This is a genomic window from Neobacillus sp. 114 (genome assembly GCF_030127045.1).
Classification (GTDB): Bacteria; Bacillota; Bacilli; order Bacillales; family Cytobacillaceae; genus Neobacillus; species Neobacillus rhizophilus.
Map to the genome: position 1 here is coordinate 1,852,655 of NZ_CP126144.1, position 23,666 is coordinate 1,876,320.

A 23,666-nucleotide genomic window follows, 5' to 3' on the forward strand; every position below is an offset into this window, starting at 1 on the left:
TGAAATAAAAAATGGTGACTAAAATCACACTATCTGCGTGATTTTGATTTTTCCCTCAGCAGAAAAGTTTCGATTTTGTGACTTTTGATATGTCTATAAGTTTTTTGTAAGCTTATAATGGATACAGTTAAAATACATAACGTTCAAAAATGATAGGAGCCGATGAATTTGTTTGAAAGACGACAACCCATTCCAATCGGAGAAGCAGTTCAAAAAATAATGGAATACCAATTGTCCGGTGAGACGGAATATATCAACATAGAAGAAAGCTTTGGCCGATTTTTATCTAAGGATTTAGTTGCCACCTGCGATGTCCCTCACTTTGACAGGGCACCCTATGATGGTTTTGCTGTTAGAGCAATAGATACACAAAATGCATCCCAAGCTAATCCGGTGGAATTTGAGGTAATTGACCATATTGGGGCGGGGATGATTTCTAACATGACCGTAACAGAAAATCAGGCAGTCAGAATTATGACTGGCGCGATTATGCCTGAAGGAACTGATGCTGTTGTTATGTTCGAAGTAGCGAAAACCTACGAAAAAGATGGGAAGCCGTTTATGTCCATTAAGCGCAGTTTTAAAAAGGGGGATAACGTCTCCTTTCGTGGGGAGGATGCAAAAGAGGGAGAGGTACTAGTTAAAAAAGGTACACTAATTAACCCTGGAATTCAAGCAATGCTTGCCACTTTTGGCTATAAGCATGTTCCCGCAGCCAAAAAACCGATTGTTGGCCTGTTTGCAACTGGTACAGAATTATTGGATGTTGGTGACCCTTTAGTTCCTGGCAAAATCCGCAATAGCAATTCTCATATGATTGCCGCCCAGATTGAGAGGGTTGGTGGTATCGTTCACTATTTTGGAAAGCTTCCAGATGAATTTGATACCTGCTTCGAGGCTGTGAAAAATGCCGTAAACAAGGTTGATTTGTTGATTACAACTGGCGGGGTTTCAGTTGGTGATTTTGATTACCTGCCAGAGATTTACGAAAAGCTTGGTGCCGAGGTTTTATTTAATAAAGTGGCAATGCGGCCTGGAAGTGTTACAACAGTGGCCAGCCATAACAGAAAGCTTCTCTTTGGTTTATCCGGTAATCCGTCTGCTTGCTATGTCGGATTTGAATTGTTCGCAAGGCCAATTTTGCGCAGAATGCTTTTTTCTGAAAAACCTCATTTAAGGAAGGAGCAAGCAATCCTGGAGGTGGATTTTCTAAAAGCCAATCCATTTACAAGATTTGTTCGCAGCTCTGTTTTTATCGAGAACGGCCGGTTAAAGGTGACGCCAAGCGGCCTGGATAAATCCAACATTATCATGAGTCTTGCCGGTGCAAATTCATTAGCCATCCTCCCGGGTGGAACACGTGGGTTCGCTGCCGGAACTGAGGTAGATGTTCTTTTGCTTGAAGATCAGTTTGGCAGTGGATGGCCTTGGTAGGGCCGGTCATTTTTCAAGTTACCGGTTACCAGGATAGCGGGAAAACAACATTTATTGAAAAGCTTCTTCATGGCTTGAAGGCAGAGGGATTAATGACGGCTGTTATTAAACACCATGGTCATGGTGGTAAACCAGATGTTTTGCCTAAAAAGGACTCAACCAGGCATCTTGAAGCTGGTGCGATTGCTTCGATTGTTGAAGGAGAGGGAAGGCTGCTCCTGCAAACCGAACAGTTGGAGTTCAAATTGGATAAACAAATAAACCTGCTTGGCTTATTCAATCCGGATATTATCTTAGTTGAAGGACATAAACAAGAAAGTTTTCCAAAGATGGTCCTCCTGCGGGATACGCGTGACCTTTCCCTGATAAAAATGCTGAAAAATATTGCAGCGGTTGTTTATTGGGAGGAAGGGATGGAGGGGGCAATTAGTGAGGTTTTGGAAGTTCCATGCTTTCATATTGGCGATGCAAAAGCTGAGCATCAGATTGTTCGATTATTAAAACAGATGCATGATATGGAAACGGCTGACTCGAATAACTGAGTCAGCCGTTAATTTGATTTCAATCTACCCTGCAAATGTCCACAGGACAATCTTCGCAATCAATTTCATTTTTTAAATAATCAATGTCATGAATGGTGATCGTGCCTTTATTTATGGAAATAACCCCTGTCTTCCTTAAGTCAGCCAATAGTCGATTGACAACCTCCCTGGAGGTTCCACAGAAATTTGCCAGTTCCTGATTGGTTAAAGGCAATTCAATCAAGATTCCATTGATCGTTTTGACAGCAAAACTGTTGCTGATTCTGATTAAGGTTGAATATAAGGCACCTTTTTTTCCGTGTAAAACCAAGTCGCGAAATTTTGTTTGAGTTTTTCGGTATTGAAGACTCATCCATTGAATGAATTCAAATGAAAGAGGAAGATTTTGCGATAATTTTTCTTCCAGAAACTCTCTCTTTATTACCGCCGCTTCACCGCTTTCAATAATTCGTCCGCTTAACAGATATTTTGGCTGAGGGGAGAATAAATGTAACTCTCCCACAAAATCTCCGCTTGAACACATCCTTAAGGTAAGCTCTCTACCATCAGGAATAATTTTACTAACATGAAGAATCCCGCTTTTAACAATATATAACTCATTTGCTGGCATTCCCTCTTGAAATAGAAAGGAGCCTTTCTCCATTTTCTTTGTATGTTGTACTGTTTCGAAAAGACGAGACAATGTGACAGGCATTTCTTTAATGGACTGCATGCCGATACCCCCTTTTATGGGAATTTAAAAGCGATGAATCGCTCAGTAAAAATTTATAAGATATTACTGTAATTATATTGTTAATAATGAATCAATCGCAATAAATGGATGGATAAGTTCATATAATCGTCAAAATTTGGGTACAAAGCAATATTTCTTAGGAAATATTGTCGAACATTGTGAAATTGAAGGAACTTCCTTTAATGAACAAATGCTTAAAGGGAATAATAAAATCGAAATCGATAAGGAGGGAAAAGCATGGGACAAAGCCGTCAATTCGGGCCGGGAAAAAAAGCACCGAATAATGGTGTTTATATTGAAGTTGGGGATACAGGTGATAACGTAGTCAATCCCAAAAAAATAAAGTTAAAAGCCGGCGACAGATTTCCGGAAAACTCAAATGATGACCGTGTATGGACTTACCAGAGAAAGCCATGATTAATATAAATTTGTTGAAAGAGCTGTCCGGACCGGATGGCTCTTTCAAATTTTACTTTTAAATAAAGGATGAATTATAATATAAGTAATAGGTCAAAAAAGGTCAAAGGATGTGAAAACTCATGGATTTAAACCGAATGACGGAGCGGATGCAGAATGGTTTAATGGATGCTCAAAGTATTGCCATTAAATATAACCACCAAGAAATAGATGAGCCCCATTTGTTTTTAGCGCTTTTAAATCAAGATGACAGTCTTGCTGCATCCGTATTGGAAAGGGTCGGGATTTCCGCTAAAAAAGCAGAAGAAAGTTTGCTTAAGGCACTTGCCAAGAAACCACAGGTCACCGGCAGTGGAATTGAACAGGGAAAGCTTTATATCACAGCCAAACTGCAAAAATTATTGGTAAGTGCTGAAGAATACGCGGCAAAATTCGCTGATGAATATCTATCCATCGAGCATATTCTGCTTGCCGCAGCAAACGCGAACGATACGGAAATTAAAACAATTATTCATTCATTTGGCCGCACCTCGGAAGATCTTTTAAAGGTTATAAAAGAAATAAGGGGGAATCAAAGGGTGACAACACAACATCCTGAAGCGGGATATGATGCTTTAAAAAAATACGGGCGGGATCTTGTAGCAGAAGTAAGAGCCGGGAAAATGGACCCTGTCATTGGCAGAGATACAGAAATAAGAAATGTTATCCGCATTCTTTCAAGGAAAACAAAAAATAATCCCGTTCTAATTGGTGAGCCTGGTGTGGGGAAAACCGCCATTGTTGAAGGATTGGCCCAGCGGATTGTTAGAAAAGATGTACCAGAAGGCTTGAAGGATAAGACTATTTTTGCCTTGGATATGAGTTCTCTGATTGCTGGTGCGAAATTTAGAGGTGAATTCGAAGAAAGATTAAAGGCAGTTTTGAATGAAATTAAAAAAAGTGAAGGGCAAATATTGCTATTTATCGATGAAATCCACACGATTGTAGGTGCGGGAAGAACTGATGGAGCGATGGATGCCGGAAATATGTTAAAACCAATGCTGGCCCGGGGTGAGCTACATTGCATCGGGGCAACCACACTTGATGAGCACCGTAAATATATTGAAAAAGACCCTGCACTTGAACGGAGATTTCAGCAGGTCCTTGTTCAAGAACCGGATGTTGAAGATACAATCTCCATCTTGCGGGGGTTAAAGGAACGGTTTGAAGTACATCATGGGGTGAAAATTCACGACCAGGCCTTGGTCGCTGCTACTACCTTATCTGACCGCTATATTACGGACCGCTTTTTGCCTGATAAAGCAATAGACCTTGTCGATGAAGCCTGTGCGATGATTCGGACCGAAATTGACTCGATGCCAACTGAGCTGGATGAAGTGATCCGCCGGGTGATGCAATTGGAAATAGAAGAAGCTGCGTTAACAAAAGAGCAGGATGAGGTTAGTAAACAAAGACTCCGCTCCTTGCAAAAAGAGTTGGCTGATTTGAAGGAACAGACGAATGCTATGAAGGCGAAGTGGCTTGAGGAAAAACAAACCATTAATAAATTACAGGAAAAACGGGAGCAAATTGAAAAACTTCGCCGCGAGCTGGAGCAGGCAGAAGATAAATATGATTTAAACAAGGCAGCAGAACTTCGTCACGGTCTCATCCCAGCTACGGAGAAAGAGCTATTGGCACTTGAAGAAAAAGCTGAAAGTGACGACCGGCTTCTACGTGAAGAAGTAACTGCAGAAGAGATTTCCAATATTGTTTCAAGATGGACAGGGATTCCGCTTTCCAAGCTTGTCGAAGGTGAGCGGGAAAAGCTATTAAGACTGGAATCAATCCTGCATGAACGGGTCATTGGACAGGATGAAGCAGTAAGTTTAACTGCTGACGCTGTTTTGAGGGCACGCGCAGGGATTAAAGACCCGAACAGACCAATTGGTTCATTTTTGTTTTTAGGACCGACTGGAGTTGGTAAAACAGAACTTGCGAAGGCGCTAGCGGAAAGCTTATTCGATAGTGAAGAACATATGATCCGGATTGATATGTCGGAGTATATGGAGAAGCATGCTGTTTCACGTCTTATTGGTGCACCTCCCGGCTACGTAGGTTACGAGGAAGGCGGCCAATTAACGGAAGCAGTCCGTCGAAAACCGTATTCGGTTATATTGATGGATGAAATTGAAAAGGCGCATCCTGAAGTATTCAATATCCTCCTGCAGGCACTTGATGATGGGCGAATTACAGATTCCCAAGGCCGGGTTGTTGACTTTAAAAATACAGTCATTATTATGACATCCAATATTGGGTCACACATTTTACTTGAACGAAATGAAAATGAACAAGAAATCTCAGAAGGAACGAGAGAAAAAGTGTTGAATCTTCTGAGAGCACACTTCCGGCCGGAATTTTTAAATCGTGTAGACGAAACAATTCTCTTTAAGCCATTGTCTATGGACGATATTAAGAATATTGTCGTCAAGCTTTTAAAAGAGCTTAAGGCAAGGTTAAAAGAGAAACAAATCGATATCACGATTGATGATCAAGCGAAGGAATTCATTGCCGCAAATGGCTTTGATCCTGTATACGGGGCAAGACCGCTGAAACGTTATATTCAGCGAAATCTTGAAACAAAGCTTGCCCGTGATATTATTGCAGGAAAAATTCATGATGGGACAAACGTCGAGATTACAGTTGAAGACGGGGAAGTGGCTTTAAAAATCATTTCATAAAAGCCATCGAATTAAAAAAGGTCCTCCCATTGGGGGAGGACCTTTTTTAAAAAGTCTTAGTGTTTTTCAACAGGTTCATTTGGAATAACTGTCGAAATAATGAAAATTAAAATGGTAATTCCTACAGATAAAATGGCACCAAGCTTGAAATCAAATGCCGCACCGGACATCGAGCTGACTACATATGTAAGCATTTCCGTTAAAAGAAAAGCCCAGAAAAAAGTCCAAAAGAAACGCATATTTTTTCACCTGCCTATTTTAGCTAATAGGAAAGAATAAATTTTATCAAATTTATTCTTTCCTAACGCATTAAGTGCAACTACGCCTCTGTCTTCGCCCTTTAGGGCTCGCCAATCGGCGAGTTTTCTATACATCCAATCTTATATTACCACATGATATGAAATTAATGAAAGGGTTTCTTTAAGCTAATAAGAAAATATAAAATTTCCCCAAATTTTATATTTTCTTAACGCATAAATTCAACTACGCCTCTGACTTCGTCCTAACGGACTCGCCAATCGGCGAGTTTCCATTTACAAATAAACGAGTAATAAAAAATAGGCAATGCCCCATTCATCTTTTGTGAAATGACATACATTATCATGAGGAAATATGGAAAAAGGAGTTTTATCTATGGAATGTCGGAGTTTTCAAATGGATTCCCAATGGAACATTATTTATTATCCTGAAAAGCCTACCGGGTTTGGGGTCTTAGTAATCGGAGATGAACGGCATTTTGTGGACGAGAGTAAAAGCTTTTGGACTCAAAATGAAGGAAAGCAAATCATAATCAACGATTTAAAAGAAAAAGGATACACCATTTTTTCCTCAAATCTTTATGGGCGGAACTGGGGCAGTGATAATGCGGTTGAGCTTGCGCAAAGCCTGTATCAACATGTCATTCGAAGTGAAATTCTTAATCAAAAAATTCATATTTTGGCAGAGGGCATGGGCGCGCTAGTTGCTCTAAAATTAATGGAGAAAATGAAAGACAACATCAGATCGGTTATCCTCCTAAATCCTGTGCTTTCTTTAAAATATCATCTCCAGCAAGAAAAAGAACATAAATTTTTTTATAAAAAATTAATCAGGGAATTAGTTGCAGCCTATCAAACAAATCAGCAAGACCTTGAAAGTGCCATTTCTAAAATGGACGATATTGTAAATCTTAATTACGACTGCCCGATACAAATCATCCATATCTTGGCCGGCGGCAGATCCTATAACCAATCGAAACAATATCAGCAGATCCTCGGACCCTCAAAAATAAATCCAACGTTTATTCTTCTGGAAAAAAAGAAACAGCTAGGTAAAATATGTGCCAAATTTCTAAGCAGCCACGAATCGGTCTTGTGACCATCCCTCCTCAAGTGAAATAATTCCTTATTGAAGAGCATAGGATTCAGTAAGGTAGTTTGGGGAGGGTGATGAAATGGACAAGGCTGTCATTTGGGGCGTTTTCGACTTTGTCAATTTTCACGTTTGTAAAACGTTATTAAATAAAGGCATAGAGGTTACTGGTATCCATTTAGAGGATACAGGCAAAATCCCTTATTTAGATGAAAAAAGGCTTGAAGTGGGGAGAAATGCTAATTTTGACGAGTACTCCTTCTCACAATGGAGGAAAAAAATACAGAACCGATCAGCTGAAAACCAACTGTTTATTTTTTCTATTTATGATCTTTACATGCTTCGGCAAGAACATCTATTATTAAATGTGCAAGTTAGAGAAACAATATTGGATTATCTTAAAAAGTATAATAGAAATATAGAGGTACTTTTTATTTTGCCTATGCAAATGTTGGAAACGAACGAGGAAACTGCTGTTTTAGATTTTCAAAGGCAAATAAAAAATCTGGTGGAAAACTTCAAAATTATTTACCTGCCATCTGCTTACGGACCTTGGCAGCCCAACGCTTTTTTTATTCAACAAGCTATTGTTGCGGCCATTACAGATATAGCTATTTCAATTAATGATAGGGAATGGACTGAAGATGCAGTATATGTTGAAGATGCTGCTGAATCTATACTTGAACTGATTGAAGGAGAGGAATCAGGGGCATTTATTGTGGAAAGCGGTCAGGAGAATTATTGGGATAAATGTGTCACTTATTTAAATATTACGGAACAGTGGGAACAGTCCAAAAGGCGGATAGTGCCGCATCTCTCTGACCATTTTGTGGTAAGAGTACCTGTTAAAAAGATAACTGATTTAACTGAATCACTGAACAGACAAAAGCAGCATACTCAGATGCTGTATCTCAATTGTTTTGAAAATGATGGACGATAGGCTCCTTTGTACGGGGGAAGCGAAGAAATTTACTTTTCAATTATTTATTGAACAGGTAGAATAATAATTAACAAGATTTACTAAAAGGTTAGTTTAGTTTAGGTTTGAGAGCTAGGCCGCCGTACGAAGGAGTTGCATTCAATGCTTAGCCGCTTCGGCATCATTTTTTTATGCCTTTTTTTACTAAGTGCTTGCGGGGAAACGAAAGCACAAGGCCACCTGCAAAAGGCTGGTTTATTAGTGCCCGATACCGTAAATGATCAAGTGTGGGCCACGAAAGGCTTTAATGGACTGTTAAAGATTCAATCCAAATTTAATATCGATGTATTTTATAAAGAGGGCATGAATTCAGAGGATAAAGTAGAAAAGGCCGTAAAAGAGTTTGATCAAAAAGGGGTCAATCTCATTTTCGGGCACGGGTCGGAATACGCCGAATATTTTAATAAAATTTCAAAGGATTATCCTAATATTCACTTTGTCAGTTTTAATGGTGATGCCAAAACACCCAACACCACCAGCCTGAACTTCAAGGGGCATGCGATGGGCTTTTTTGGGGGGATGGTTGCAGCCCATATGTCAAAGCAGCATAAAGTCGGAGTCTTGGCCGCCTATGAATGGCAGCCGGAAATCGAAGGGTTTTACCAAGGAGCCATGGCGGAGGATAAAAATACCCATGTAAGTATTGAATATGTCGGCAATTGGGATGATGATAATAAATCCATCCAATTAGTTGATCGAATGCTTGATACCGGTGTGGATGTTGTTTATCCTGCCGGGGATGGGTTTAACGTACCCGTGATAGAAAGAGTAAAAGACCGAGGGCAATATGTGATTGGTTATGTTTCTGAACAATCGGATTTTGGAGAATCGACGGTCTTAACCAGCACGATTCAACAGGTTGATAAATTGTACGTTAAGGTTGCCGAACAGTTTAATAACCAGAAACTAAAGTCGGGGAATCTTTCCTTTGATTTTCAAGATGATGTCATTTCATTAGGCAAATACAGCCCTTTAGTAGACAAGGGTTTTATCCATAAAATGGATAAATATATCGAGACCTATAAAAATTCCGGGAATCTCCCCAAATAATGGATAAAGCTGCCTTTTTGGAAGGCAGCTCTATTTTTTTTTCAAAAGCTGTTCGACAAAGGGATAAATTTTTTGAAATAAGGGCTTTAATCCCCGGGCAGATTCCATTAAAGTATCTACATGCCCCATGACCTCCGTGTAATCAATATTCGGCGGCTGATATGGCTGATGTTGCGGGTGCTGGAAAAGATGGTCATGTTGGACCGTCTCCTGGCCCTGACGCCCCCGTCCATGTCCAAACATTAATGCCGTGAATGGATCTTCCTCCCACTCCTCTTCTTTTCCATCATGGTTAGCTAAACTCTCTAGGTCTTCCGCCTTGTCATTACCAAAATCCCTCAGTTCATTCAGTTCCTGATCGTCCACTGCTAATTTGGCTCCCTTCAAAAATAATTCGTTTAGTATTACCTTATGAATAAACCAATAAATGGAATGTACATTAGCGGAGGGATCCAGGAAGAAACTATTGCTAAACAAAGCACTAATTTGATAAAATTAGTACCAAGTCATAATAATTGATATTAAATGTATTTGGATAAATCCAAAGGAGATGGAAATATGCGAGCAGGCATTGTTGGTATTGGAAGATATTTACCGGAGAAAGTGGTAACCAACTTTGATTTAGAGAAAATGATGGACACCTCTGATGAATGGATTCGCACAAGAACAGGTATTGAAGAGCGGAGAATTGCAACGGATGATGTGAATACTTCAGATATGGCCTTTTTTGCGGCTGAAAAAGCGATTAGTGATGCAGGTATACGTGCGGAAGATCTAGATTTAATCTTAGTAGCAACGGTTACTCCGGATACACCTTTTCCATCAGTAGCTTGTAAAATTCAAGAAAGACTAGGTGCTCATAAAGCTGCTGCAATGGATGTCAGTGCAGCATGTGCAGGTTTTATGTATGGAATTGTGACAGCCAAACAATTTATTGAAAGTGAAGTTTATAAAAATGTCCTTGTTGTTGGTGTCGAAAAGCTTTCAAAAATCACCGACTGGAATGATCGCAATACCGCAGTTCTATTCGGGGACGGAGCGGGTGCAGTGATCATCGGACCGGTTTCGGACAATAGGGGAATCCTTTCCTTTGAACTAGGTGCAGACGGAACAGGAGCAAAGCATTTATATCAAGACGAATACATCATTATGAATGGCCGTGAAGTATTTAAGTTTGCGGTAAGGCAAATGGGTGAAAGCTGTATAAATGTTCTTGAAAAAGCAGGTTTAAAGAAAGAAGACGTTGATTTTCTGATTCCTCATCAAGCCAATATCAGGATTATGGAGGCTTCAAGACAAAGATTGGAGCTGCCTGTCGAAAAAATGTCTAAAACAGTTCATAAATACGGAAATACTTCAGCAGCTTCGATTCCAATTTCGATAGTTGAAGAGTTGGAAGCAGGTAAAATAAAAGATGATGATCTAATCGTGATGGTTGGATTTGGCGGCGGCCTAACATGGGGAGCCATTGCCATCCGCTGGGGAAAATAATCGTAAGTTTAGCTAATAATAGAACAAGGTTTATTTATAGGGAAAAGGAAATCCTAAAAAGGAGATGGAAAAATGAATAAACGCAGGGTAGTTGTGACAGGCGTTGGAGCGGTAACACCACTCGGGAATGATGCTGAAACAACTTGGAAAGGCATAATTGAAGGTAAATCAGGAGTCGGGCCGCTTACCCGCTTAAATGCAGATGAATATCCGGCCAAGGTTGCAGCAGAGGTCAAGGATTTTAATGCGGAAACCTTTATTGACAAAAAAGATGCAAGAAAAATGGATCGTTTTACGCATTATGCAGTAGCGAGTGCATTAATGGCTGTAAAGGATGCGAACTTAACAATAAATGAAGAAAACTCTCACCGTGTCGGAGTCTGGATTGGTTCTGGTATCGGCGGCATGGAAACTTTTGAAAATCAATTTGAGATGTTTCAAAAAAGAGGCTACAAGCGGGTCAGCCCGTTCTTTGTTCCTATGATGATTCCTGACATGGCCACAGGCCAGGTTTCCATCACACTTGGTGCAAGAGGTTTTAATTCGTGTACCGTTACCGCTTGTGCGACAGGGACAAATTCCATTGGGGATGCATTTAAAGTCATTCAACGCGGGGATGCAGATGTCATGGTAACAGGTGGTGCAGAGGCTCCGATTACGAGAATGGCGGTAGCAGGCTTCTGTGCAAATACAGCTTTATCGACAAACCCGGATCCAAAAACGGCCAGCCGTCCATTTGATAAAAACCGTGATGGCTTCGTTATTGGCGAGGGTGCCGGAATCGTTATTCTAGAAGAGTTAGAGCATGCGCTCTCCCGCGGAGCAAAAATATATGCGGAGATTGTTGGTTATGGAGCAACCGGAGATGCCTATCATATCACTGCACCGGCGCCAGGAGGAGAAGGCGGTGCCAGGGCAATGAAAATGGCAATTGAAGATGCCGGGTTGAGTCCGGAGGATATCGACTATATCAACGCTCACGGAACAAGTACTGAATATAACGATAAATTTGAAACAATGGCTGTTAAAAATGTTTTTGGAGAACATTCCTATAAGGTAGCCATGAGTTCAACAAAATCGATGACGGGACATTTACTTGGCGCTGCGGGGGCGGTAGAAGCTATTATTACCGTTAGGGCTATTCAAGAGAGCATTCTTCCGCCAACAATGAATTATGAGACACCAGATCCGGAATGTGACTTGGATTATGTTGTCAATGAAGCAAGACCAAAAGAAATCAACGTTGCCATGAGTAACTCATTAGGATTCGGCGGTCACAACGCAACCATTGTCTTTAAAAAATATCAATAATATGAAATGGGGACCGAGAATATCTTGGTCTCTTTTCTTTTTATGTTACAGCGCCTTTCAACCGAGAACCACCCCTAAAAGCCATCATAAACTATAAATTAGAATGAACACTTAAATGGGGTGCAATAATGGGGATCATCAGAACCGATCAATGGCTTGAAAAAGATTTTGATCGTCCAATAAAAATCTGTGAACGGCTGCTCCCATATTTTAAGGGGCAAAAGGCCAATGAAATATATAATCAGCTGCAAAACTTTGGAATGTACCGGCCATCCTGGAAATCCCGAAATAATGTAAGTGAAATGAAGGAATACAACGCCTGGGATAGGGTGGAAGAATTGTTCAATATCTATATAAAGAAATGGTCAGGCCCGAATATACCCATTTTCCTTTTCCCGTTAAATGAAAGGGGAGGGTTATTTATTAGGAGAGATGAGAGGCGGAAGGCAGGGGTATCTTTCCCTGATAAGATGTTCCTTTTTCTTTCCAGCTACGAAGATTTAAAAGAGGTTGAAGCTCTATTTGTACATGAATATCATCATGTCTGCCGGCTTCGTGCACTTAATAAAGATTTTAAAGAATACACCCTTTTGGACTCCCTTATCATTGAGGGCCTTGCGGAATATGCTGTCTATAAACATTGTGGCAAGGAATATTTAGCAAACTGGTGCCGTATGTATACAGATAGGGAAATCTCTTATTTTTGGGATCGTTATATAAAAAAACAGCTAGATATAAGTAAAAATCAAAAACTCCATGATGAACTTCTATATGGCGGGGGAAGATTTCCGTTGCTACTCGGATATGCTGCAGGATATAATATTATCCGAAAATTCTACGAGAAACAAAATTATTCTACAAAACTAAGTTTTACTCAGCCTGCTTCAAAATATTTAAAAGAGAATGTTGATTTTTCCAGGTAGAGCCTGATTTTTCAGGCTTTTCCCATTTCAGTTAATTTAGAATTGACTAATTAAACAAAAAAGTCTTGCAATTGTAATAACTCTGTAATAAAATTCTATCTAAATATAACTAATTAACAGAATAATACAAAAAGTAAGAAGGTGTAGCATGAGCGCAAATAAATCATCACTCAAAGAGGCACCAATGCTAGAAGTAAAAAATTTAGAAACTGCTTTCGATATTGACGGGACTTTTTATAATGCTGTCGATAATGTTTCATTTAAGGTTAAACCGAGGCAAATTGTCGGAGTTGTCGGTGAATCAGGCTGCGGTAAATCTGTCATGAGTTTGTCAGTCATGCAGCTCCTTCCTAAAGGGATAGGGAAAATCAAGGCAGGTGAAATCGTTTTTGATGGCATAAATCTTGAAAAAATGACTGAAGCACAAATTAATAAAATTCGCGGAAAAGATATTTCAATGATCTTCCAAGAACCAATGACCTCTCTCAACCCTGTTTTTACAATAGGATATCAGCTTGAAGAGGTTCTTTTTAACCATATGAAAATATCAAAAAAAGAAGCTAGGCAGAAATCTATTGCTTTGTTGAAAAGCGTAGGAATCTCCCGCCCGGAAAAAATCGTTGATGAGTATCCGCATCAGCTTTCAGGCGGTATGAGACAACGCGTTATGATTGCAATCGCGATTGCTTGTCAGCCTAAATTGTTAATTGCTGATGAGCCGACTACAGCCCTTGATGTGACGGTTCAGGCACAAATTCTCGAATTATTGAAAAGCATTCAGGAAGTAAATGATATGTCCGTCATTTTAATTACCCACGATTTGGGTGTGGTTGCCGAGATGTGTGACGAAGTCATCGTTATGTATGCCGGCAAAATTGTTGAACGTACTGATGTTGAAACATTGTTCTATAATCCAAAGCATCCTTATACGACTTTACTTTTGGGAGCGGTTCCAAAAATGGAACAAGAGGAAGAAAGACTTAGCTCCATTCAAGGAATCGTACCTTCTTTAACGAATATGCCTAAGGTCGGCTGCCGGTTTGCGAACCGCTGTCCAAAGGCGATGCCAGAATGTCTGACAACAACCCCAATTCTCGCTGAAACCGATTATGGCCATGAAGTTGCCTGCCTGCTCTACGAAACAAGTAAACCAAGAGAAGGGGTGAGGTAATGAGACCTACTTCTGTACATAACCAAGAAGCATTTTCCTCTCAATCTGAAACACTATTACAAATTCAAAATCTAAAAACCTATTATCCTGTTAAAGGTGGTTTTATTAAACGGACTGTCGGCCATGTCAAAGCGGTTGATAATATTTCCTTTGAGATTAAAAAAGGGGAAACGCTAGGGCTTGTAGGGGAATCCGGCTGTGGAAAATCCACGGCGGGCAGGACCATTTTAAGACTTCTAAAACCAACGGAAGGTAGTATTCTGTTTGACGGAAAAGACATTACGAAAATTTCCGGAAAACATTTAAGGGAAATCCGTCAAGATATGCAGATGGTATTCCAGGATCCCTACGCTTCTTTGAACCCGATGCAAATGGTAGGGGATATTATTGCCGAACCAATCTATAACTTTCACAAAAAAAGCAAATCTGAATTAAAAAATGAAGTAATGGATTTGTTAGAAAAGGTAGGCTTGCCGCCGGATGCCTATTATAAATATGCGCATGAATTTTCTGGTGGACAGCGCCAGCGGATTGGAATTGCCCGAGCCCTTGCGCTGCGGCCAAAATTGATAATAGCGGATGAACCGGTGTCTGCTTTAGACGTATCCGTGCAATCCCAAGTATTAAATCTATTAAAGGATTTACAGGAAGAATTTGACCTGACTTTTCTTTTTATCGCTCACGATTTAAGTGTTGTCAAACATATGAGTGATCGCATTGGGGTTATGTATTTAGGGAATATGGTAGAGATTTCCGATAAAAATAGCCTTTATGCCGAACCCTTGCACCCATATACCCAGGCATTAATTTCCGCAATACCAAATCCGGATCCACGGCATAAGAAGGAGCGGATCATTTTAACTGGAGATGTGCCAAGCCCAATCAATCCTCCTGCAGGCTGTCCATTCCATCCTCGCTGCCCAATGGCAATGGAGGAATGTTCTAAAAGCAAACCTACATTAAAGGAGGTGAAGCCCTCTCACCGAGTAGCTTGCCACCTTTATTAGTAGAAAAGCGGAAGCGCCTTGACGCTGAAGCTGGACATCTACAAAAGCAGTAAAACTTATTAGGGGGGAAACAAATGAAGAAGAGAAGTATGCTCTGGCTTGCAGTTTTAATGCTCGTGTTATCAGCATTTTTAGCTGCATGCTCCGGCGGCGAAAAAGCTGGTACTAAGAAAGAAGAAAACGGAGGAAAATCCGGTGAAACTGCAGGAAAACCTCAGGATGGCGGGACATTAGTTTATGCTTTGGATTCTTCCTTCAAGGGATTATTAAACTACTCTTTCTACGGCGATGCAGTTGATGATGAAATTCTTCAATTATTTGATGAAAACCTAATCGATTATGATGCGCAATTAAAGGCACAGCCATACATCGCTTCTTGGAAAACCGAAGACAATAAAGTGTTTGATTTTGAAATCAAAAAAGGTGTTAAATGGCACAACGGCGATGAATTATCAGTAAAAGACTGGGAATTTGCCCTATATACTATTGCCGACAAAGATTATGAAGGCCCTCGTTTTGATAACGTAAGAAATATCGTAGGTGCTCAAGATTTCCATGATGGAAAAACTGACAAAATTGAAGGTATTAAAGTCACCGATGATTATCATGTCCAAATTACATTTGACAAAGCCCGTGTCAACAACTTGGATAATCTTTGGACATACCCAATGAACCGTACTGCTTTTAAAGGTGTCGCTGTTAAAGATATGATGAGCGCTGAAGCAGTCCGCACTAAACCAGTGGGTCTTGGACCATACAAGGTAACAAAAATCGTTCCAGGTGAATCTGTTGAAATGGAACGATTTAATGACTATTTTGCTGGCAAGCCTCATATCGACAAAATTGTAGTTAAGGTAATTGACCCATCTCTATCCGTTGGCGAACTAAAAAACGGTACACTTGACATGACTTCATTCCACCCAAGCATTATTGATCAAGTTAAAGCTCTAGATAATGTCAATGCAATAACATATCCTGGCGTTAGCTACTATTATGTTGGTTTCCGCTTAGGTACTTGGGATGGCGAGAAAAACGTCATGAATGAACCAAAATACGCTGACAAAAAGCTTCGTGAAGCGATGTTCTATGCAATTAACCGTGAAGAGTGGGTAAAAGCGTTCTTCTTCGGCGTAGGTAAGCCGGTTAACCGTCCTATCCCAACGAACCACTGGATTGCAGCACCAAACGACCAATTAGAGCAGTACAAATATAATCCGAAGAAAGCAAAAGAATTGCTTGATGAAGCAGGTTATAAGGATGTTAACGGTGATGGTTTCCGTGAAGATCCAAACGGTAAGGAATTTGTTGTGAACTTCTCTCACTATGCAACACAAAACCCTACATTTGAAGCCCGTGCGAAAGCAATGGCTCAATATTGGGAAGCAGTTGGCTTAAAAACGAAGGTTTCCATGGTTGATTTCAACTTGTATTATGATCAACTTGAAAAAGCAGATAAGTCTATGGAAGTATTCTTCGGCGGCTGGTCCACTGGGTCCGATCCAGATCCAACTCCACTATGGGGCTCCAAAGCACTTTGGAACTACCCACGCTGGGTAAATGATGAAAGTGACAAGTTACTAGATGAGGCACTTGACATTAATGTTGTTGGAACAGACACCAACAAGCGTAAGGATCTCTATATTCAATGGCAAAAACTATTTATGAAGGATCTGCCTATTTTACCGATTGCTGAATTAGAAGAAACAATGGCAGTTTCTAAGCGTGTTCAAGGCGTTACATTTGACGTATCAGGTAAGAATCGTCCAAATGAATGGTGGATTAAGCAATAATCACAGCAAATAGACATGCATTAAACTATGTAAATGCATTTTCACATGAATATGTAAGCTATTGATATAAATGGGAAGAGGAAGGGGAGACTTAGGGTCTTTCTTTTCTCTCCCGTTTTAATCAACGGGGCATTGCACCACCGTATTTAACATAGTTATAGACAAGGAGAATGCACATGCTGAAGTACTCATTTCGAAGAATTTTGGGCATGATTCCGATGTTATTCCTCATCTCCATCGTCGTTTTTACTTTAGCAAAATTAATGCCGGGTGACGGCATCAGCGGCGAAATCGACCCACGGAATACAGATCCACAATATATCGCTGAGATGAGGGAAAAATTAGGCTATAATGATCCAATGCCTCAGCAATATTTTCGCTGGATCGATAATTTTGTCCAAGGGGATTTTGGCAAGTCAACACGCTTTAAAATTCCTGTAGCAGATGTTATTTCCGAACGCCTTCCTAATACTCTTATGCTTGGCATTACATCCATACTAATAACTTATATTCTCGCTTTTATTATGGGCTCATATGCAGGCCGAAAACCCTATACATTTGGAGATAATTTTATTGGGGGATTAAACTATTTAGGTTTATCTATTCCATCGTTTATTGCCGGTGTATTTGCGATATACTTATTTTCCTTTACTTTAGGATGGTTTCCTTCCAATGGATCGGTTGACATCGGGGTTACCGATGGTACATTGGAATATTGGTTAAGTCGTCTTCATCATGTATTGCTGCCAGCCATTGTACTTGGTTTATTAAGTACAGCAAGTTATACACAATTTTTACGGAACGATATTATTGAAAACAGCCGCAAGGATTTTGTTCGGACAGCACGCGCTAAAGGGACGCCTGAAAGAAAAATTTATAATGTTCATATTTTAAGGAATTCGATTATTCCTTTGATTACCTTTTTGGGATTTGACCTTGTTGCGATTATTAGCGGTGCCATCATTACGGAAACCATTTTTACATATCCGGGTCTTGGACAGCTGTTCCTCCAATCAGTTGGAACAAGGGATTATCCAGTTTTAATGACGTTGACCATGTTGTTCTCGTTCTTAACACTAATCGGAAACCTAATTGCTGATGTTTTATATGGTGTTGTAGACCCGAGAATCAGATTGGATTAAAGGGGGAGAAAAGATGCAAATCGATACACAAAAGGATACCAATATATCGGCAGCACCCCCGAAAAAAAGCTTATCACCATGGGCAATCGCTAGGAAAAAATTCGTTCAGAATAAACTCGCAATGATTAGTTTCATTTTCTTAGTTATTGTTGGGATTATCTCCTTTTTGGCTCCTTATATCACAACGGCTGATATAACGAGAGTAAATATTGCGGACATGTCCTTAGAGCCTTCGAGTAAGCATTGGCTCGGAACGGACAAATCAGGCCGGGATGTGTTTACCAGACTGATATATGGCGGTAGGATTTCGCTATTGGTTGGATTAAGCTGTACGATATTTGTTATTTTTATTGGGACATTAATTGGCTCTGTAGCAGGTTATTTTGGCGGAGCAGTTGATAACCTATTAATGAGATTTACTGATTTTATCCTAAACTTCCCATTTTTGGTTTTTGTCATTGTTATTAATGCCATTTTCTTTGGGAAAGTAAGCGGCTTATGGGTTTTAATCGCTGTAATTAGTTTCCTTTATTGGGGTGGTATTGCTCGGATTGTCAGAAGTAAAATTCTAGCCGAAAAAGAAAACGAATATATTACAGCGGCCATCTCTATTGGTTGTTCACCGGCAAAAGTAATCGTTAAACATCTTTTACCAAACGTATTATCAACTATCATTGTTCAAGCAACCATTACATTTGCTTCGATGATTGTCATTGAATCGGCACTGAGTTACCTTGGATTTGGTGTACCGCAAGAAACGCCAAGCTGGGGCAATATGCTTAATTCTGCGAATGAACCTGATGTCCTTCAGTACAAGCTCTGGATATGGATGCCGCCAGCACTCATCATTACCATGACCATTCTGTCCATCAACTTTATTGGTGAAGGCCTAAAAGACGCTTTTAACCCTAAATCAAGAAGATAAAAATCTACCATTTAGACATGGTAGATTTTTTTATGAGGCTTTATACCTAATAATATGGAAACAACCGGAGCAAAATGTATATAAAGGAATAATTTAACTGTCGCCTGCCCATACTGATTGACAAACAGTTTCTTGAAGTGAGGGATTATACAATGTTATATCTTCATGATGTATGGGTGAATTGGTTTGAAGGAGAAGAAAACGGTTATAATGTCTGCCACTTCCACGAATGGCGCAAGGATGACGGAGTTGAACTACTTGACCAAGTACCGCTGCTAAAAGTGGAGCCAATTCTTTTTAACTATATTGAAAATGATTTATCTGAATTGCCACAGCAGCTTCTAGATGATATTTACCAAAAAGCATACTTGCGAAAAAACCATGAACGGATCCAACTGGATTACTGCTTTGTGGTAACCGATGGGGTAGGCATTCTTGCTGTTGATACGATTGGCTATAATATTCCTATTCGAAAAAGCCGGTTAATTCCAAGACAGGAACAGCTTGTGTACGAAATGATCAGCAATCATGAACCTAAGGAATTTATATTTTATAATCAATCGAGTAAAAAAGACTTCCATATTCTTTCTCCAGAACCTACGTTAATGCTGGGTTTGACAAGAAAAGAGCGGCAGATAAAGCAGCTTCTGTTTATGGCTTTAGATCAGTTGTTTTCATCGAATAATGAAGCTGAGATTCGTTATTGGTTTACTGAGTGGTGCCCAGAACGCTACCAAACAATCCAAGAACTAAATTTTGCTGATGCCTGGGAACAGCTTTATGAAGAAATCAAATTTGGCTGGTCAAAAAAACACGAAATCTTTTGTGAAAATTTAATAAAGGGACAGCCATTTTTTGAAAAGCTATGGGAAATGGAACACGGTCCAAAGGTAAACTAAAAGCCTGACCCAAAAGGAATATATTTCATTCCTTTTGCGGTTCAGGCTTTTTTTGCTAATAGGAAAGTATAAATTTTCAAAAATTTATACTTTCCTGTCGCATAAATTCAACTACGCCTCATGAACGTCCTATCGGACTCGCCAATCGGCGAGTTTTCATTTATTAGCTATTTGCGCTTTCTTCCAAGGCCCATTGCATTTTCCATTTTCTTCAAGGTTTTGCTAGCAACTTTATTTGCTTTCTCTGCACCAAGGTCTAATATTTCGTCTAATTCAGTTGATTCCATTAATTCATAGTATTTATCTTGGATTGGTTTAAATGCCTTAATAACAACATCGGCCAAATCACCCTTAAAGTCCCCATAACCTTTACCATGGTACATCACTTCAAGTTCAGCAATAGTCATATTTCCTAAGATAGAGTATATGGATAAAAGATTTGAAATACCTGGTTTATTTTCTTTATCATACTTAACAATTCCCTCTGAATCGGTCACAGCACTTTTAATTTTCTTTTCAATTTGTTTTGGGTCATCAAGCAATGCAAGGAATGCTTTTTGATTCGGGTCGGATTTGCTCATTTTCCTAGTCGGGTCCTGCAGGGACATAATACGGGCACCGACCTCCGGAATGCGGACTTCAGGCATCGTGAGAATTTCTCTATATTTTTTATTAAATCTTTCGGCAAGATCACGTGTAAGCTCTAAATGTTGTTTTTGGTCTTCACCTACTGGAACAAGTTCAGCATTATACAATAAAATATCTGCGGCCATTAATGGCGGGTAGGTTAATAAACTTGCAGATACAGCCTCTTTACCTGCAGATTTATCCTTAAATTGGGTCATTCTCTCTAGTTCTCCGATATAGGACACACACTGCATCAACCATCCGGCTTGAGCGTGGGCGGGAACTTCTGATTGGATAAACAATGTCGCTTTTTCCGGATCGATTCCCACTGCGATATACAAGGCTGCCAAGCTGCGGATGTTCTTTCTCAAAGTTGCGGGATCTTGCGGGACAGTTATTGCATGCTGGTCGACTATGCAGAAGTAGCAATTATATTCATTCTGCAGCTCAACGAATTGCTTAAGTGCACCAATATAGTTACCAAGTGTGATTGTTCCACTTGGCTGAATTCCCGAAAATATTGTCTTCATAAATAATCCTCCTAAACAAATATATAAAAAAAGCCATTCATCCCCAAAAATAGGGACGAATGGCTCGCGGTACCACCCTAATTACTCAGTATACTGAGTCACTTTAAAACCCTTTAACGCGGGGAACGTCTACTCCTACTTTTCCTTTTATAAGGCTCAGAAAGAAGCTCCAAAGTCCATTCCGTATTTCTTTGTGTTTGTTTCCACCACCCACAAACTCTCTAAAACAAAGGACGATACGTACTACTCTTTTTCATTGCTTATCTAATATATTCGATTATTTCCCATTATAAATGATTTACATATTTCATTTCAAGCTAGTAAAACATAATAAACAACGAGGGCAATCAGCATAAGAATGCCGTTTACAATAGCATAAAAAAGGAAGGGTTTTTTATCAATTGTTACAAGTTGTGATAAACCAGGAATGTCTTCAAATTTCCGTTTATTAGTCTTAAGCGATTGGGTAAAGTTAAACGACTTGGAAATCGCATCATAAAATCCGCTTTGAATTGTGAAAATAAGCAAAAAGGAAAGGAGCAGTGCAAGTGAGATATAAAAAGATATATTGATATAACTAACAATGGAAATTTCACCGTAAAAAATAAACGATAAAATAAAAATGACAATTTGTGTAAACGCTACCAAAAAGACACTTTTATTAGGGACAATTTTCAATTAAATTCCTCCAAAACACTGTATTAGTAGGGTTTTTTAAATGAAAAAACCTTTATAAATATAAATTATAACATAGTAAATTGTAATTCATACGTAAGAATTGTCTCGAAAATGTAAATTAATTTTCAAAAAGTAATGTACAAGAGAATGAAAATATGTATAATAGAGAATGTAGTAATTTTTCAGAATAATAGAAAAGGGAGGTCTACTAGTGAAGAAATCAAAACTTTCACTACTTCTAGTTTTATCGCTAGTACTTAGCATGTTCCTTGCAGCCTGTTCTGGTGGTACTAAGAACGAGGAAAAAAGCAAGGACGAAGGAAAAACCAAAACTACAGAGGAAAAATTAGCGGCAGATCAAACGCTAAATGTTCTTGAGTCAGCCGAAATTCCAACAATGGATAGTGCTAAAAACCAAGACACCATGGGCGGCATCATGTTGAATGCTGTGAATGAAGGTTTATTCCGCTTGGATGAAAACCAAAAGATCGTTCCAGCCGCAGCTGAGAGCATGCCAAAATATAACGAAGATAAAACTGTAATTACAATCAAGTTGAGAAAAGATGCTAAATGGTCTAATGGCGATCCTGTAACCGCACATGACTTCGTATTTGGATGGCAGCGTGCGCTTGACCCAAAAACTGCTTCTGAATATGGTCCATATTTCATGGAAGACAGAATTAAAAATGCTTCTGAAATCATCGCCAAAGGGGAAAAAGCTACTCCTGAAGATATCAAAACTTTAGGTATTAAAGCTTTAGATGACTATACACTTGAAATCGATTTAGTAAGACCGCTTCCATATATTGAATCGTACCTTGCGTTTTATACATTCTTCCCTCAAAACCAAAAGTATGTTGAGGCACAGGGTGATAAATATGCGACAGATGCTGCACACATTCTTTTTAATGGTCCGTTCAAAATGACAAAATGGGACGGCCCGACAGCAACTGAATGGGCGTTAGAGAAAAACGACACCTATTGGAATGCTAAAAATATTACATTAAAGAAAGTTAACTTTAATGTTTCAAAAGACCCGCAAGCTTCTGCAAATGCTTTTGAAGCGGGGGAAGTAGACGTTACGCCTAAGCTTGCTCAAGCTGCTATTCTTTCACAATATCAAGGATCTGAAGAATTGCTTACTTACACAGAACCATCAGTATTCTGGCTAAAAATGAATCAAAAAAATCCTGCATTCCAGAACTTAAATATTCGTAAGGCTATTGCATTAACAGTTGATAAGAATGCCCTTGTTAAAGACGTATTGGCTAACGGTTCTATTGCTGCAGATTACATTGTTCCAAAGGAATTTGCTTTTAATAATGGCAAGGATTTCCGTGATGGCGCAGCCACTTATATGAAAATGAATAAAGAGGAAGCCAAAAAGTTTTGGGAAAAAGGTCTTCAAGAGCTTGGTCAAAAAGAATTAACGTTCACTTATGTAGGTCAAGATACTGAATCTTCTAAGAAAACGGATGCGTTCGTAAAAGACCAATTAGAGAAAACCTTACCTGGTTTAAAAATCAATATTGAAAGTGTTCCGTTCAAAATCCGTATCGACCGTGAAAATAAACAAGATTATGATTTATTATTTGCCGGATGGGGACCTGACTACGCAGACCCTATGACTTATATGGATTTATTCTTAACTGGCGGACAAAATAACCGCATGAGCTATAGCTCTGCAAAATATGATGAGTTGGTCAAAGCAGCCCAAACCACTTTGGGAGCGAAGGCTGATGAGCGCTGGAAAGCTCTTCATGATGCGGAGAAAGTTCTTTTAGAAGACGATGCAGCAATTGTACCGATGTATCAACGTGCAGCTAACATCTTAGTTAACCCGAAAGTAAAAGGTCTTGTTACTCATGCAATGAGCCCAGACATGGATTTCCAACATGTTAAGATTGTTGAAACCAATAAGTAATCATAATTAACCAAATAGGGGAG

The 23,666-nt window shown here is 39.5% G+C and carries 22 protein-coding genes and 1 other annotated feature; of the genes, 17 read left to right on the plus strand and 5 right to left on the minus strand.

The features are described 5' to 3' along the window. Window positions 1-168: 168 nt before the first annotated feature. Together QNN06_RS09270 and mobB are read left to right on the plus strand one after the other, a co-directional pair. Window positions 169-1,434, plus strand: a complete 1,266-nt coding sequence (locus QNN06_RS09270) for a molybdopterin molybdotransferase MoeA (protein ID WP_213116631.1) — start codon at window positions 169-171, stop codon at window positions 1,432-1,434. Further along, the gene (gene mobB / locus QNN06_RS09275) at window positions 1,422-1,976 is read left to right on the plus strand and encodes a molybdopterin-guanine dinucleotide biosynthesis protein B (RefSeq protein WP_372447573.1); all 555 of its coding nucleotides are present in this window, start codon (window positions 1,422-1,424) and stop codon (window positions 1,974-1,976) included. The genes QNN06_RS09270 and mobB overlap by 13 nt, the downstream gene beginning before the upstream one ends. A 19-nt stretch (window positions 1,977-1,995) precedes the next feature. On the opposite strand, the gene QNN06_RS09280 is transcribed toward mobB, so the two are convergent. Continuing rightward, entirely contained in the window at window positions 1,996-2,688 is a 693-nt protein-coding gene (locus QNN06_RS09280; protein WP_213116629.1) for a Crp/Fnr family transcriptional regulator, read from the minus strand. A gap of 258 nt (window positions 2,689-2,946) precedes the next feature. Between QNN06_RS09280 and QNN06_RS09285 the strand changes: the two genes are divergently transcribed. Both QNN06_RS09285 and clpB read left to right on the plus strand, forming a co-directional pair. Then, on the plus strand, window positions 2,947-3,126 hold the full coding sequence (locus QNN06_RS09285) for a YjzC family protein (protein ID WP_213116628.1): 180 nt from the start codon (window positions 2,947-2,949) through the stop codon (window positions 3,124-3,126). Window positions 3,127-3,248: 122 nt separating this feature from the next. After that, complete coding sequence (gene clpB, locus QNN06_RS09290) at window positions 3,249-5,846, plus strand: ATP-dependent chaperone ClpB (protein ID WP_284037493.1); 2,598 nt, start codon at window positions 3,249-3,251, stop codon at window positions 5,844-5,846. A gap of 56 nt (window positions 5,847-5,902) precedes the next feature. Here clpB and QNN06_RS09295 read toward each other — a convergent pair whose 3' ends face one another. After that, window positions 5,903-6,085: a YjzD family protein gene (locus QNN06_RS09295; protein ID WP_213116626.1), complete on the minus strand. Its 183-nt coding sequence runs from the start codon at window positions 6,083-6,085 to the stop codon at window positions 5,903-5,905. 394 nt (window positions 6,086-6,479) lie between these two features. Here QNN06_RS09295 and QNN06_RS09300 point away from each other — a divergent pair, with 394 nt between their 5' ends. From QNN06_RS09300 to QNN06_RS09310, 3 genes are all read left to right on the plus strand, one after another. Then, on the plus strand, window positions 6,480-7,202 hold the full coding sequence (locus tag QNN06_RS09300; RefSeq protein ID WP_284037494.1) for an alpha/beta fold hydrolase: 723 nt from the start codon (window positions 6,480-6,482) through the stop codon (window positions 7,200-7,202). Between the two features lie 76 nt (window positions 7,203-7,278). Continuing rightward, window positions 7,279-8,136, plus strand: coding sequence for a Rossmann-fold NAD(P)-binding domain-containing protein (locus QNN06_RS09305; protein WP_284037495.1), 858 nt, complete (start codon window positions 7,279-7,281; stop codon window positions 8,134-8,136). 141 nt (window positions 8,137-8,277) lie between these two features. Next, window positions 8,278-9,225 carry a BMP family ABC transporter substrate-binding protein gene (locus QNN06_RS09310; RefSeq protein ID WP_213116623.1) on the plus strand — a complete coding sequence of 316 codons (948 nt, stop codon included), beginning with the start codon at window positions 8,278-8,280 and terminating at the stop codon, window positions 9,223-9,225. Between the two features lie 30 nt (window positions 9,226-9,255). Here the strand turns inward: QNN06_RS09310 and QNN06_RS09315 are convergent, their stop codons facing one another. Next, window positions 9,256-9,591 carry a hypothetical protein gene (locus QNN06_RS09315; RefSeq protein WP_284037496.1) on the minus strand — a complete coding sequence of 112 codons (336 nt, stop codon included), beginning with the start codon at window positions 9,589-9,591 and terminating at the stop codon, window positions 9,256-9,258. A 192-nt stretch (window positions 9,592-9,783) separates the two neighbouring features. On the opposite strand from QNN06_RS09315, the gene QNN06_RS09320 reads away from it, so the two are divergent. The 9 genes from QNN06_RS09320 to QNN06_RS09360 all read left to right on the plus strand — a co-directional run bounded on the left by QNN06_RS09320 (window position 9,784) and on the right by QNN06_RS09360 (window position 19,884). Continuing rightward, a complete protein-coding gene (locus tag QNN06_RS09320) occupies window positions 9,784-10,716 on the plus strand; it encodes a beta-ketoacyl-ACP synthase III (RefSeq protein WP_213116621.1) in 933 nt (310 codons plus the stop codon). Between the two features lie 72 nt (window positions 10,717-10,788). Beyond that, window positions 10,789-12,027, plus strand: a complete 1,239-nt coding sequence (gene fabF, locus QNN06_RS09325; protein ID WP_213116620.1) for a beta-ketoacyl-ACP synthase II — start codon at window positions 10,789-10,791, stop codon at window positions 12,025-12,027. Window positions 12,028-12,155: 128 nt separating this feature from the next. Further along, window positions 12,156-12,950 carry a DUF2268 domain-containing putative Zn-dependent protease gene (locus tag QNN06_RS09330; protein ID WP_213116619.1) on the plus strand — a complete coding sequence of 265 codons (795 nt, stop codon included), beginning with the start codon at window positions 12,156-12,158 and terminating at the stop codon, window positions 12,948-12,950. A 148-nt stretch (window positions 12,951-13,098) separates the two neighbouring features. Beyond that, entirely contained in the window at window positions 13,099-14,121 is a 1,023-nt protein-coding gene (locus QNN06_RS09335; protein ID WP_217032959.1) for an ABC transporter ATP-binding protein, read from the plus strand. Then, window positions 14,121-15,128, plus strand: coding sequence for an ABC transporter ATP-binding protein (locus QNN06_RS09340; protein ID WP_284037497.1), 1,008 nt, complete (start codon window positions 14,121-14,123; stop codon window positions 15,126-15,128). Before QNN06_RS09335 ends, QNN06_RS09340 begins: the two co-directional genes overlap by 1 nt. 74 nt (window positions 15,129-15,202) lie before the next feature. Next, entirely contained in the window at window positions 15,203-16,918 is a 1,716-nt protein-coding gene (gene opp4A / locus QNN06_RS09345) for an oligopeptide ABC transporter substrate-binding protein (protein WP_284037498.1), read from the plus strand. Between the two features lie 176 nt (window positions 16,919-17,094). After that, entirely contained in the window at window positions 17,095-18,060 is a 966-nt protein-coding gene (gene opp4B / locus QNN06_RS09350; RefSeq protein WP_213116615.1) for an oligopeptide ABC transporter permease, read from the plus strand. 13 nt (window positions 18,061-18,073) lie between these two features. Further along, window positions 18,074-18,985 carry an oligopeptide ABC transporter permease gene (gene opp4C / locus QNN06_RS09355; protein ID WP_213116614.1) on the plus strand — a complete coding sequence of 304 codons (912 nt, stop codon included), beginning with the start codon at window positions 18,074-18,076 and terminating at the stop codon, window positions 18,983-18,985. A 152-nt stretch (window positions 18,986-19,137) separates the two neighbouring features. Further along, the gene (locus QNN06_RS09360) at window positions 19,138-19,884 is read left to right on the plus strand and encodes a YjbA family protein (RefSeq protein WP_213116613.1); all 747 of its coding nucleotides are present in this window, start codon (window positions 19,138-19,140) and stop codon (window positions 19,882-19,884) included. A 167-nt stretch (window positions 19,885-20,051) separates the two neighbouring features. Here QNN06_RS09360 and trpS read toward each other — a convergent pair whose 3' ends face one another. Together trpS and QNN06_RS09370 are read right to left on the minus strand one after the other, a co-directional pair. Beyond that, window positions 20,052-21,041, minus strand: a complete 990-nt coding sequence (gene trpS / locus QNN06_RS09365; protein ID WP_213116612.1) for a tryptophan--tRNA ligase — start codon at window positions 21,039-21,041, stop codon at window positions 20,052-20,054. Window positions 21,042-21,089: 48 nt separating this feature from the next. Then, window positions 21,090-21,307, minus strand: a binding site (T-box leader). 46 nt (window positions 21,308-21,353) lie between these two features. Continuing rightward, window positions 21,354-21,719 carry a DUF3899 domain-containing protein gene (locus tag QNN06_RS09370; protein ID WP_213116611.1) on the minus strand — a complete coding sequence of 122 codons (366 nt, stop codon included), beginning with the start codon at window positions 21,717-21,719 and terminating at the stop codon, window positions 21,354-21,356. Window positions 21,720-21,930: 211 nt separating this feature from the next. Between QNN06_RS09370 and QNN06_RS09375 the strand changes: the two genes are divergently transcribed. Beyond that, a complete protein-coding gene (locus QNN06_RS09375; RefSeq protein WP_213116610.1) occupies window positions 21,931-23,643 on the plus strand; it encodes a peptide ABC transporter substrate-binding protein in 1,713 nt (570 codons plus the stop codon). The last annotated feature ends 23 nt before the right edge of the window (window positions 23,644-23,666 follow it).